This is a genomic window from Pedobacter sp. R-06 (assembly GCF_049913135.1).
Classification (GTDB): domain Bacteria; phylum Bacteroidota; class Bacteroidia; order Sphingobacteriales; family Sphingobacteriaceae; genus Pedobacter.
The window spans coordinates 139,223-151,667 of the sequence record NZ_CP183977.1 but is presented as its reverse complement, the minus strand read 5'-3'; the positions used below and the strand labels follow the sequence as shown (position 1 = coordinate 151,667).

11 protein-coding genes are annotated in these 12,445 nt (G+C 41.0%); 1 reads left to right on the top strand and 10 read right to left on the bottom strand.

The window, feature by feature from the left end:
* Positions 1–56: 56 nt before the first annotated feature.
* The 10 genes from ACN9MR_RS00675 to ACN9MR_RS00630 all read right to left on the bottom strand — a co-directional run bounded on the left by ACN9MR_RS00675 (position 57) and on the right by ACN9MR_RS00630 (position 10,328).
* Complete coding sequence (locus ACN9MR_RS00675; protein WP_426327718.1) at positions 57–758, bottom strand: sulfite exporter TauE/SafE family protein; 702 nt, start codon at positions 756–758, stop codon at positions 57–59.
* Entirely contained in the window at positions 755–1,183 is a 429-nt protein-coding gene (locus ACN9MR_RS00670; protein WP_426327717.1) for a FixH family protein, read from the bottom strand. The genes ACN9MR_RS00675 and ACN9MR_RS00670 overlap by 4 nt, the downstream gene beginning before the upstream one ends.
* Before the next feature lie 75 nt (positions 1,184–1,258).
* Complete coding sequence (ccoG, locus tag ACN9MR_RS00665; RefSeq protein WP_426327716.1) at positions 1,259–2,641, bottom strand: cytochrome c oxidase accessory protein CcoG; 1,383 nt, start codon at positions 2,639–2,641, stop codon at positions 1,259–1,261.
* Positions 2,625–3,593, bottom strand: a complete 969-nt coding sequence (locus ACN9MR_RS00660; RefSeq protein ID WP_426327715.1) for a cbb3-type cytochrome c oxidase N-terminal domain-containing protein — start codon at positions 3,591–3,593, stop codon at positions 2,625–2,627. The genes ccoG and ACN9MR_RS00660 overlap by 17 nt, the downstream gene beginning before the upstream one ends.
* Positions 3,580–3,762, bottom strand: coding sequence for a hypothetical protein (locus ACN9MR_RS00655; RefSeq protein ID WP_167293061.1), 183 nt, complete (start codon positions 3,760–3,762; stop codon positions 3,580–3,582). Before ACN9MR_RS00655 ends, ACN9MR_RS00660 begins: the two co-directional genes overlap by 14 nt.
* 3 nt (positions 3,763–3,765) lie before the next feature.
* Positions 3,766–5,907 carry a cytochrome-c oxidase, cbb3-type subunit I gene (ccoN, locus tag ACN9MR_RS00650; RefSeq protein ID WP_426327714.1) on the bottom strand — a complete coding sequence of 714 codons (2,142 nt, stop codon included), beginning with the start codon at positions 5,905–5,907 and terminating at the stop codon, positions 3,766–3,768.
* Positions 5,908–5,979: 72 nt separating this feature from the next.
* Positions 5,980–6,159, bottom strand: coding sequence for a cbb3-type cytochrome oxidase assembly protein CcoS (gene ccoS, locus ACN9MR_RS00645; RefSeq protein ID WP_029278967.1), 180 nt, complete (start codon positions 6,157–6,159; stop codon positions 5,980–5,982).
* The gene (locus ACN9MR_RS00640) at positions 6,156–8,540 is read right to left on the bottom strand and encodes a heavy metal translocating P-type ATPase (protein WP_426327712.1); all 2,385 of its coding nucleotides are present in this window, start codon (positions 8,538–8,540) and stop codon (positions 6,156–6,158) included. Before ACN9MR_RS00640 ends, ccoS begins: the two co-directional genes overlap by 4 nt.
* Before the next feature lie 13 nt (positions 8,541–8,553).
* On the bottom strand, positions 8,554–9,900 hold the full coding sequence (gene hemN / locus ACN9MR_RS00635; protein ID WP_426327711.1) for an oxygen-independent coproporphyrinogen III oxidase: 1,347 nt from the start codon (positions 9,898–9,900) through the stop codon (positions 8,554–8,556).
* On the bottom strand, positions 9,900–10,328 hold the full coding sequence (locus ACN9MR_RS00630) for a lactate dehydrogenase (protein WP_426327710.1): 429 nt from the start codon (positions 10,326–10,328) through the stop codon (positions 9,900–9,902). Before ACN9MR_RS00630 ends, hemN begins: the two co-directional genes overlap by 1 nt.
* 707 nt (positions 10,329–11,035) lie before the next feature.
* Between ACN9MR_RS00630 and ACN9MR_RS00625 the strand changes: the two genes are divergently transcribed.
* Positions 11,036–12,340: a DUF3472 domain-containing protein gene (locus tag ACN9MR_RS00625; protein WP_426327708.1), complete on the top strand. Its 1,305-nt coding sequence runs from the start codon at positions 11,036–11,038 to the stop codon at positions 12,338–12,340.
* Positions 12,341–12,445 lie beyond the last annotated feature (105 nt).

Here is a 12,445-nt window from a genome sequence, read left to right as displayed (position 1 = left end):
TTATCTAAAACATTAAATTTCCATTTGAATAGAAAACACATTAAAGTGGCGCTTTTTTACCGGCAATCTATAACATGACCGTAGGCACCCGTATTTCTTGGTGATATAAAGGGAATACCCAAATCTGCCGACCTCAAGATAAGTAAGGCACCCATAAAGAACATAAACCAGGGAATAAGCTTATTGGTGTTGAAGCGGATGTATTTTTTCAGAAAGATCCCGCCTAACGAAATCATGAGCATCAGTGGCGTGGTACCCAATCCAAAAAGAAGCATAAAAGTACCACCAGATTTAATACTACCGGTATTTAAAGCAGTTGCGAGTGCCAGATAAACCATTCCGCAGGGAATGATGCCATTAAGCATTCCGGCAAACAATCCCCAAAATGGCAAATTGAATACTTTTCCCATTAATCTGCTTAGCGGATGGAGCACCCATGACTGGAACTTAGAAAACCTATTTCTATAAGTAGCATTAAACTGTAGTGCTGTGAATAAAATCAGTATAGAACCGATTGAGATACTCAGCATTTTCTGATCGCTAAAAATGCGGATACTGCTTCCTAAAGTACCGACCAACAATCCTAATGCAGTGTACACGGCAATTCTGCCAAATTGGTACAACAAGAGCTGTAATCCATTTTGAAAGAAATCCTGCTTTCTGAATGGCATACCCAGCATGATCGGTCCGCACATTACGGCGCAATGAACGCTTCCAAAAAGCCCCATCAAAAATGCCAATGGTAAAAAATCCATCATAGGGTGATGTTATTTTTAAACAGATAATCTTTTCCTGAAACCTGCCACTGGAGGTTTAAAAACCACATTCCCTTGGGCATTTTAGTTTTATCAACCAGAATAAGATTCGCCGTTCCTGTGGTCTGTCCCTTTAACTTAACATCATCGTTGCTATTGGCAGGCCGCATTAAAACAAGATCGTATTTTGCACTATCCTTTACCTGAATGATAATCTGAGTTTTTGTAATGGTAATTTTGGGTTTAGCGTCATCATTGAGTACATTCTGTTTGGCATTGTATTCTGCATTATAATTAATCCCCTTTTCGTAATAATTTTCTTCGATCAACGCATCCCGTCCGTGTACATGGAACATATAAACTACCATCCCCACAATAAACATCATGAATGCAATCATTCCCAACACTATTTTTGTTCCCCAGTTCATATCTCTTTTTTAAATTTTGAATGCGTGATTATCCACAAGCAGATATCATTTTCGCTTCTTCAATCACGCTCTCATTCAATCCTCAATTCCTTCCGGTTGCGCAAAAAAACTTGTAGTCGCTGTGCTTAAAACTTTGCCATTGGCAATAATCTCGAAAACAGTTTCGGTTTTATATTTTTTAATGGCATTATTTTTCCTGATCAGAAAGAAAGTAAGGTGCACTGAACCTTCTTTTGGCAAAACATCAGCTTTTTGGATAAAATCAATTTCATCACCATCATTTTGCGACCTAAATCTGAATTTTACTGCTTTATTGGTTTTGTTGATCAGCTCTGCATTATAAAGATTGCTCGTTTTATCTGCTCCCCTGCTTTGGTATAAAGTACCACTTGCTCTTAATACCGTGGTCTGGATATCTTCTCTTTTATAGATCAGTGACGAAAAAACCATCATTACCACAAAGAGTACCGCAGCATAACCGTAAGATTTTAATCCAATTTTATAGGGTTTACGTTCCTTAATAAAATCCTGATTGAAGAAACCGATCAGATTTTTGGGCCTGTTTATTTTAAGCATTACCTCGTTGCAAGAATCGATACAGGCAGTACAGTTTACACATTCGAGCTGTGTACCTTCGCGGATATCGATACCTGTGGGGCAAACCTGCACGCAAAGCCCACAATCAATACAATCTCCCGTTTTTAAAGCTGCGTCCTGTTTTTGAAGATGGCCCCGCGGCTCGCCCCTGGTAAAATCGTAGGCTACCACCAGACTTTGATTATCTAACAGCACACCTTGCAGCCTGCCGTACGGACAGATTACCGTACACACCACTTCGCGTACATAGGTAAAAACCCCATAGAATATAAATGTAAATAGCCAGATGGATACAAAGCCCGATACATGGCCAGCAATTGGTTCGGTTATAATTTTATACAGTACGGCCGACCCAATCATATAAGCCAGGAAGGTATTTGCAATGGCAAAAGAAATCATCAGAAAAATAAAATGTTTACTTACTTTTTTGAATATTTTCTCCGCGGTCCAACCTGCTTCGTCTAATTTCTTTTGTTTATTGGCATCGCCTTCAATCCAGTATTCAATTCTACGGAAAACCATTTCCATAAAAATTGTCTGCGGACAGGCCCATCCGCACCATAGCCTGCCCAACACTACTGTAAAGCATACGATGAACATAATAAAAATGAGCATTGCAAGGGCAAACAGGTAAAAATCCTGCGGGGTAAAAATCAATCCAAAGAATACAAATTTTCTTTCTATAAAGTTGAGCAGTACCAGTTGCTCACCGTTAAGCTTTAAAAATGGACAGGCAAACAAAAATAAAAGCAGCACATAACTTACCCATTTCCGGTAGGTATATAACCTGCCTGATGGCTGTTTAGGATAGATAAAATTTCTGCCCCCGCCTTTATTTTCTTTTTTATTTTTTGGTAACATTAGCCTGGTTCACACTGTCGGTTGGTGTTTTCATCTCATTGTCTTTTAAATCTTTCGCTTCGTATTGCTCACCCTGCGGTGCTTTGGCTCCTGCAGGATTACTTCCTTTTAGCGATAGGATAAAATTGGCAACGGCACTGATCTGTTTTGGATTTAAGTTTTTCTCCCAGCTGATCATTCCTTTCTCGGGCACTCCATATTTGATGGTTTTAAAAACATTGTTTATGCCTCCGCCATGCAACCAATACTCGTCGGTTAAATTTGGCCCGATAATGCCCTGGCCTTTATCGCCATGGCATACCACACAGTTTGTAGTAAAAACTGTTCTTCCTTCTTCCAGCACGGTTGGTGTATTATCAAATTTAACCGAATTCTCATCAATGGTATTGGCCGATTTTTCGAGGTAGGCTGCTTTTTCTATCTTCGCTTTGGCCATTTCATTTTCGTATTCTTTATCCTGCAGGTCTCCATAACCACCAATGTGGTAATAAAAAAGATATGCCGCAGCAAAAATCATTGTACCAAAAAAAAGGAAGTTAAACCAGGCCGGAACAGGGTTGTTCAGTTCTTTTATACCATCGTAAGCATGATCGATTACCAGATCCTTTTCCTCTTCAATTGGCCTTAAACTTAAAAGTTTTGTCCAGATTGAAGGTTTAACAGGCTGTTGCTTTAACCAGGTATCGTAATCCAAAACCGGCTCTTTTACCGGCTTGGTGTATGGTGTAGGATTTAACTGTTCCTGGTACATTACCTTGAATGCATTTAACAGGGTTACTGAGACAAAAAGCAGCACAACTGCAAAAACCAGGAGGATGATAATCAGTATTTCCGATTGGTTTAGCCCCAAGCCTGCCTGAGCAGGTGTTACGGTTTCTGCGGCTTTCTCATCCGCAGCAAAGGCTGTAATCGAGATAAACAGGAATAATAACAATAGTTTAATCTTCTTCATATGCAATAGGTTGATTGTCTTGAATGGGAAGCTGGCTCATTACTTCGATATGTTTTTTATTTAGTTTGAGCAGGTAAATACCCACGATTACAAAAAACACCATGAACATGAGCAGAGAGGTGATGAGGTATAATTCGCCACCGGCTAAATCTTTGATCTGGTTGAACATATTTTATTGATTTGAAGGAATGGTTTCTTTATTTGCTTTGATATCGGTACCCAAACGTTGCAGGTAAGCAATAATGGCTACTATTTCCCTGTCGCTTTTAACCTTAATGTTATTCTGTTTTAGGTCGAGTGTAATCTTTTCTGCCTGAACTTTTAAATCATCATTAGCACGTTTATCATAACCATCGGGATAAGGAACGCCCAATGTTTGCATGGCCCTGATCTTGCTTGCTGTGGTTGTAATGTCCAGCTTTTGCTCAATCAGCCATGCATATGGAGGCATAATGCTTCCTGGCGACATTGAAGTAGGATCAACCAGGTGATTGTAATGCCAGGCATCAGAATATTTCCCGCCTATGCGATGAAGATCAGGCCCTGTTCGTTTACTCCCCCATAAAAACGGGTGATCGTAGACAAATTCTCCTGCTTTACTATATTCTCCATATCGTTCAGTTTCTGAACGGAAAGGCCGTACCGTTTGCGAATGGCAGTTTACACAGCCTTCTCTGATATACAGATCTCTCCCCTGAAGTTCGAGCGCTGAATAAGGTTTTACACTGGCAATTGTTGGAACATTAGATTGAATGGTAAAAGTGGGCATCATTTCTACCATGCCCCCAATTAGGATGATAATGAGTGATAACACCATAAATTTCATTGGCTTACGTTCCAGAACCCTATGCCAGGCTTTATCGGCTGAAGCGGTTTCGATGATAACTTTGCTTAATGGCATGGCTTCTGCCGGTTCATTGGCAAGCAACTTAGCTCCTAACATGGTTTTGGCCAGGTTATAAGTCATTGCGATAACGCCGGTTAAATACAGTGCACCACCAATTGAACGCAAAACATGCATCGGGATAATCTGCAGTGTGGTGGCTAAGAAATTCGGGTACTTTAATAAACCTTCGGGCGTAAATTCTTTCCACATCAGCCCTTGTGTGAAACCAGCCCAATACATCGGCACGGCATAAAAGAGTATACCCAGAGTACCGATCCAGAAATGGAAACCAGCTAGTTTTTTAGAGTATAGTTCTGTTTTGTAAATGCGTGGAATTAACCAGTACAGTACACCGAAGGTTAAAAAGCCATTCCAGCCCAACGCGCCTACGTGTACGTGTGCTACAATCCAATCGGTAAAGTGGGCTACACCGTTAATCTGCTTTAATGATAATAACGGACCTTCGAAGGTGGCCATACCATAAGCAGTAAGGGCAACCACCATAAATTTAAGGGTTACATCTTCCCTTACTTTATCCCAGGCGCCACGCAAGGTTAACAGTCCGTTGATCATACCGCCCCAGCTTGGTGCAATTAGCATGATCGAAAATGCAACGCCCAATGATTGTGCCCAACCAGGCAATGAAGTATATAATAAATGGTGCGGGCCGGCCCATATGTAAATAAAAATGAGCGACCAAAAATGCAGGATACTTAATTTATAAGAGTAAACGGGTCTTCCTGCCATCTTTGGCAAGAAATAATACATCATGCCCAGATAAGGCGTAGTTAGAAAAAATGCCACCGCGTTATGCCCGTACCACCATTGTACCAATGCATCCTGAACGCCGGCATACACGTAATAACTTTTCATGAAAGAAATAGGCAGCTCAAAAGAGTTTACAATGTGCAATACCGCTATGGTAACAAATGTGGCAATGTAAAACCAGATGGCCACATATAAATGGCGTTCTCTCCTTTTGAAAATGGTACCGAACATGTTTACGCCAAAAACCACCCATATGATGGTGATGGCAATATCAATCGGCCATTCGAGCTCTGCATACTCATGTGAGGTTGTAAAGCCCAGAGGAAGTGTGATCACTGCGGATAGAATGATCAGCTGCCAGCCCCAGAAGTGGATTTTGCTCAGCACATCGCTAAACATCCGTGCTTTTAACAAGCGCTGAAGGGAATAATAAACACCCATAAAAATGGCATTGCCCACAAAGGCGAAAATTACGGCATTGGTGTGCAGCGGCCTGATCCGGCCAAATGTAGTGTACTGGCTGCCCATGTTCATTGCGGGTTTGAAGAGCTGCATGGCTACAAGCAGGCCAACAGTCATCCCGATTATTCCCCAAACCAAGGTGGCAATACCAAAGTTCCTGACAATCTTGTTATCGTAAGTAAATTTTTCTAACTGCATAATAGAAACAGAATTTTGTATGTTTTGTACACCAAAGGTATTCTCCAGTGGACAGACAAAGGATGATGGTGCTTAGCTAGAAAAGTGATCTTCTTCACTTTTTTCAGCAACAACCTCATCATCGAAGAGCATGCGGATACCTGGAGTATGTACATCATCATTCTGACCGGTTTTATAGGCCCAGAAAAACGCCGCCAAAAAAATAAGTGCCATTAAAACGCTGCAGCCAACCAAAAAGTAAAGGATGTTCATATCAGTTTATTTTTACGGGCAAACCATCTGGTTGCCATAGTGGTAAAGGAGATAATGGTAACCGTACTAATCGGCATTAACACCGCGGCCACCAGCGGATAAAGTGTGCCCTGCACGGCAAAATAAATACCGATACAATTATATGCGATGGCTATTGCGAAACTTATTTTAATAATCTTCAACCCATCTTTACTTAACCGGATAAAATCTGGCAGGAAGTTTAAGGCGCTGCCTTTGAGAATGGCATCACAGCCAGGCGTAAAATTATTGATGTTATCCGTTAATGCGATTCCAAAATCACTTTGTTTTAGGGCTCCGGCATCGTTTAACCCATCGCCCAGCATCATTACTTTATTTCCACCCTGCTGAAGCTTTAAAACTGCATCGAGCTTTTGGTGAGGGCTTTGGCGAAACCTGATCGTTGTTTTTTCGGTGAATATCGTATCCAAAATCCAACGATCTTTATCGGTATCGCCTGATAAAACCAGCAGCTTCAATCTCGAAAGTTTTAAAATCAACTGCGCTAATCCTGAGCGCCACTGCTGTTTGATATCAAAACACCCTTTATAAACATGGTCGATCACAATATGCACGCCGCTTTCGCGAGCAGATTTTACTTCCATGGGCAGCATAGAAAGATGTCCGGCATAAATGCTGTGGTTATTTATTTTAGCGGTCAAACCTTTTCCTACCACCTCTTTATAATCGCTGAGTGAATAAAACCGATCAACATTCAGAGCTTTTAAGATATGCCTGCTCAAAGGATGGATAGAATTTCGCAAGAGAGAGCCAACAATAACCTTCTCCTCCGCGGATATCGTTCCGCTAAAACCTATCTCTGCATTTTCATTGCTGGTTAGGGTACCTGTTTTATCGAAAATCAGGGTATCGCATTTGGCAAGTTCTTCAACGGCATCTGTATTTTTTACATAAAATCCCTTCTTATCAAAAACCGATAAAATTGCAGATAGTGTAAATGGGGTACTTAAAGCCAATACGCAGGGACAGGCCACAATAATTACGGCGGTAAATGCCGACCATGCTTTGTGGCTATCGTTCTGAAGCAACCAATACCCGGTAGCGGCAAATGCAATCAGGAAAACCCCCAGACTAAAGTATTTGGCTACGGTATCGTTAAAGTTTTGTTTTTCGTTATTGTTTTTATAATTATCGTTGTTCCATAAACCGGTTAAATAACTTTGTGAAACAGGTTTGATCACTTCAAGTTCTATGGCCTCACTGGTCTGCCTGCCACCTGCATAAATAATTTCGCCCAGAACTTTATGTACAGGGTCTGATTCGCCGGTAACAAAACTCATATCCATCCAGGCCTCACCTTTCATTAGAATCGCATCTGCAGGAACCAGCTCACCATTCCTGATCCACAGCCGGTCGCCGATCTTGATTTCGTTTATAGATACTGGCTTTTCTTTACCGTTTTGCAGGGTAGTTACGGCAATTGGAAAATAGGAACGGTAATCGCGATCAAAAGAAATGTGATGATAGGTGCGCTGTTTAAGCCATTTACCCATTAAAAGCAAAAATACCAATCCTGTTAAGGTATCGGCAAAACCTGGGCCTGTACTGAAAAGAATTTCGAAGGCAGTGCGCAAGAAAAGCACCGCAATAATTAATGCTAAAGGGGTATCGAGGTTAATATGCCTGTGTTTAAGACTTGTTATTGCTGAGGTAAAATAATCACGGCCACAATAAAAAGCAGCAGGAATAGCGAACGTAAGGTTTAGCCAGCCAAAAAGCGATTGAAATTGTTTCTCGAAACCTGATAAACCAAAATATTCCGGAAAGCTAAAGAGCATAACATTGCCCATTAAAAATCCGGCAACGGCTATTTTTAACACCAAAGCTTTATCTACCGAACTGCTGTGTTCCTGTACTACATCCTGCAGACTGATCAAAGGTTCGTAGCCAATCTGGTTTAAGGTTTCTACCAGATGCCTCAACGAAATTTCGTCGTGATTGAAACTTATGGTAATCTGTTTTTTAAGAAAATCGATCCGTGAGCTGAATATAGCGGGGTTGATTTTATAGAGGTGTTCTAGCAACCAGATGCATGAACTGCAGTGAATGGCCGGAATGTAAAATGTAATGATGCTCGAGCTTTCATGTTTATAATCGAGCAGCTGATCGATAATTTTTGGCTCATCGAGATATTCTAAATGACTTTCATTTTTAAATTGCCTGCCTGGGTTATTATTGTACACATAATAATTGCATAAATTATTCTCTGAAAGGATCTTGAAAACGGCCATACAGCCCGCGCAGCAAAAATCTTTATCTCCTACCTGATATTTTACCTTGGGCAGATCTTCACCACAATGATAGCAAACTGCCTGTGTTGCGGTTTTATTTTGATCTTCCATTTTTAACCTGTATTTAAATTGATGAACTGAACAATTGGGTTTTGGGCTGTTTAAGCCATAGTTTCTCGTCGAAAGCCATACACACGTTTCTTAAAAAAGATCGCCCTTTGGTGGTAATCCTGATTTCTTTTTCGGTTACCCAGATCAGCTTATCACGTAATAAGGGCAACAGCCTACCATATACTTGTTCTGGAATACCTTCGTTGTACATTGTATTTTCCTTGCACATGATGTTAAGGATATGTTTTCTTACCTCAAGATCTTCTCCTGTAAGGAAATGGCCCTTTTCTACGGGGAGTATACCTTGTTCAATTTTATCGAGATAATCTTCTACCGTTTTTGGGTTTTGTGCAAAAGCTGTCCAGCTATCGCTAATAGAAGATACACCAAGGCCGATAAGTAAATGGGTATGTTTATTGGTGTAGCCCATAAAATTGCGGTGCAGCTTCTTTTCAGTCATTGCCTGGAACAAAGAATCACTGTTCAGGGCAAAATGATCCATCCCCACATCTTTATATCCTGCGGCATCAAGCAATTGCCTGCCCAATTGGTAAAGCGCAAATTTTTCGTCGCCCAGGGGAAGATCTTTTTCAGTATAATGTCTTTGGCCTGGCTTTAACCAGGGCACATGGGCATAACTGTAAAAAGCAATGCGGTCTGGCTTCATATCGATCACAGCTCCTATGGTATCTGCTAAGCCCTGAATTGTTTGACCCGGAAGACCATAAATCAAATCAAAATTAACAGAGGTGTAACCGATTTCCCTTGCTTTCGCAGTAACTACAGCTACCTGTTGGGACGTTTGAAAGCGGTTGATCAGGAACTGCACTTTAGGATCGAAATCCTGGATTCCCAGGCTTAATCTTTTAAAACCAAGACTGTACAGCATGGTTAAGTGTTCACTAGTGGTATTGGCTGGATGTGCCTCAAAAGAAAATTCTGCATCAGGAACCAAAGTTGAGTTTTCCAGAATGCCATTGATCAATAACTCCAGGTTCTCGGCGCTAAAAAAAGTTGGTGTTCCACCACCAAGGTGCAGTTCTTTTAATTTGGGTTTCTCCCTCAAAACATCTACATACATTCTCCATTCTGTAAGTACAGCGTTCACATATGGTACTTCTATACTGTGTTTTTTTGTAATTCGGGTATTGCAGCCGCAATAGGTGCATAGGCTTTCGCAAAATGGAAGGTGAATATACAGACTGATCCCTTCATCTTTATGGCTTTCATAGGTAATGGCTACGTTGGCTAGCCAACCATTTGCATTGAAATTTTCGTTATCCCAGTAAGGAACAGTTGGATAACTGGTATACCTTGGTGCGGCAACATTGTATTTTTTAAGTAATGCAGCAGTTTCCATTATTTCAGCGCTTTTACGGTAGCACATTCGTTTTGACAGCAGCACGCGCTACCTACACATTTACCCACAGCCCATTGATCGAGGTTTTTGATCACCTGTTCCATCCGCTGTTTAGCGTCGGCATCGCCGGATGCTAAAGGAACGTTTGCCACTTTGATCCCGGCAGAACCGGCAGCTTTTAAATCAAGATGGTCTGTTTGGAATGATGAGGTTGCGATGTATTTTATACCCAGGGCTTTTAGTCCCAGAATCATCGCCTCGCTTAGTTCATCGTTGTTAAAAACCAGCAGGGCTTCCTTTCCGGTAGCAAATGAAAGCGTATCAATAGTTAAACTATTGGCAATTATGGTAATGTCGTGTTTTTTATAATTGGCCAGTACCAACCATTCCTTTTCATCGGGTTTGATGTTGTAAGCTATAGCTTTCATATACAGAGTTTATGAGTACAAAACTATAGTGGAAGTAAACCGCAACAGGTGAGGATGCTTAGAGAAAAAAATGATTTTTATTACATTTCTTGATTTGGCGTTTAGCGGCAATTAAGCGATTTAAACAACCAACAAATAAATCACCTAATGCGATTGCTTTACCGATAATCGCCACAGGCTGGCGTACACTTCCAGTCGCCCAATGAAGAATAAGACTATTAACTAATTACCAATGGACCAATGATCAATAAATTAATTACATTTCTTCACACAAACGTTTGTGTTTATCCAAAAAAAGCTCAAAAACAAAGCTATAAAACACTAATAATCAAATCGTTTAGAACAGCATTTAACAAAAATGATTTGTTTAACCCATATTAAGACTACATACAACTACAAACTTCACAAAAGCTGTATTACCTATAAAATGATGTCTTTTTCCCTTGCAAAATATTGCTGTATTGAGCAAACGTTTGCGCTGAGAATCTTAATTTTTATCAATTGTTAGTCGTTAACTTCAATTCTGGTTAGTGCAAAATATTCCTTGTTTTTTATTGCACTAATGTGTTTGGGTTGGATTAGCGGCCGTGCGTGACAATTATAAAACCGACAGTTGAAAATGGGGCTGGGTTAAGCAAAAAACCATCTGCATTATAGATTGGTAAAATGTGTGCAACTTAATTATAAACAACCATATACTAACCAAAATGAAAAAAACAAGTTCACTTGCCACAGGCCTGCTCTTATTGCTAAGCCTGTATTCGTGTAAAAAAACAGAAACCCCAGCGGAAACAGAGACATCAAAAATTAAAAACGCCATTGCAGTTACCGAAAGTTTGGGCGGTTCGTCCCTAAACGTCGGTTTAGGTGGTAATGCCTATACCGCTGGCACAGGTGGCTTAATTAATGATACTGGTTTACATAATTGGACATCAGCCAGCACGATTACCAGTGTATGGTTCCGTCTAGGACTTACCGGGAGTTTAACTGTAGCGGTAAAAGGCACCGTACCTTCAGGAAGCAGTAACATTAAGGTAACAATTAACGGCACTGTATTTAATAAAACCATTACCGGTACCACTGCCACCACAACTACCATTGGTACCGTAAATATTACAGCTGCTGGCTATGTACGGGTAGATATACAAGGAGTGAGTAAAACAGGTAGTTACTATGGCGACATTTCCGATCTGGTGATTAGCGGGCCTGCTGTGGCTTCAAATGTGCAATATGCCAATACCGTAGCTGATTATTATTGGTCGAGAAGAGGCCCATCGTGCCATTTAAATTACACCGTACCATCGGGCACAGAATGGTTTTACAGTGAGCTGAATGTGCCCAGCGGGCAAGACAAAATCGGTTCTTATTTCATGGCCGATGGTTTTAGCGGGGGTTACTTTGGCATGCAAGTTAACTCAGCTACAGAAAGAAGGGTTTTATTTTCGGTATGGGATCCATCAACCGGCAGCACTACTTTGGTAAGGAAGGGAACTGATATAACCTCTAATGGGTTCGGCGGCGAAGGCACGGGCGGACAATCTTATCTCTTATTTAACTGGGTAGCGGGTACTTCCTATAAATTCTTATTGCGGGGCAAACCCGATGGTGCCGGCGGATCGGATTATACGGCCTGGTTTTATGCACCCGAAAATGGTACCTGGAAGATCATAGCACAATGGAAACGTCCAAATACAACTGCATATTTAACAGGAATGTATTCGTTTATTGAGAACTTTAACCCAGACCAGGGCTACCTGCAAAGAAGTTGTAACTACGGCAATCAATGGTATAAAACTAGTAGCGGCAGTTGGACAGAGGTTACCAATGCCAGTTTTAGCTACGATGCCACTGCATCAGCTGAGCAACGTATGGATTACCAGGGTGGCGTTACAGGCAATAACTTTTATCTGAAAAATGGAGGTTTTTTTGCCTCTTATACGGCTTACGGAACAGCTTTGAACAGAAGCGCTACCGGCATAGCCCCAAGTGTTAATTTAACCACTTTACCATAAAAACAATCCTATCCCGGGAAAAAGAAGTATTACCCGGGATAGGATTAGTTTGAAAGTTGGCAGTGCGGAATCGATTAAGCACATTGCTGATCGAAATAGCTTGCT

Bases quoted from the DNA above. Each gene is read 5' to 3' on its own strand.
- ACN9MR_RS00670 (WP_426327717.1), bottom strand. From the start codon at position 1,183: ATGAACTGGGGAACAAAAATAGTGTTGGGAATGATTGCATTCATGATG.
- ccoG (WP_426327716.1), bottom strand. From the start codon at position 2,641: ATGTTACCAAAAAATAAAAAAGAAAATAAAGGCGGGGGCAGAAATTTT.
- ccoS (WP_029278967.1), bottom strand. From the start codon at position 6,159: ATGAACATCCTTTACTTTTTGGTTGGCTGCAGCGTTTTAATGGCACTT.
- ACN9MR_RS00675 (WP_426327718.1), bottom strand. From the start codon at position 758: ATGATGGATTTTTTACCATTGGCATTTTTGATGGGGCTTTTTGGAAGC.
- ACN9MR_RS00640 (WP_426327712.1), bottom strand. From the start codon at position 8,540: ATGGAAGATCAAAATAAAACCGCAACACAGGCAGTTTGCTATCATTGT.
- ACN9MR_RS00630 (WP_426327710.1), bottom strand. From the start codon at position 10,328: ATGAAAGCTATAGCTTACAACATCAAACCCGATGAAAAGGAATGGTTG.
- ccoN (WP_426327714.1), bottom strand. From the start codon at position 5,907: ATGCAGTTAGAAAAATTTACTTACGATAACAAGATTGTCAGGAACTTT.
- hemN (WP_426327711.1), bottom strand. From the start codon at position 9,900: ATGGAAACTGCTGCATTACTTAAAAAATACAATGTTGCCGCACCAAGG.
- ACN9MR_RS00660 (WP_426327715.1), bottom strand. From the start codon at position 3,593: ATGAAGAAGATTAAACTATTGTTATTATTCCTGTTTATCTCGATTACA.
- ACN9MR_RS00655 (WP_167293061.1), bottom strand. From the start codon at position 3,762: ATGTTCAACCAGATCAAAGATTTAGCCGGTGGCGAATTATACCTCATC.
- ACN9MR_RS00625 (WP_426327708.1), top strand. From the start codon at position 11,036: ATGAAAAAAACAAGTTCACTTGCCACAGGCCTGCTCTTATTGCTAAGC.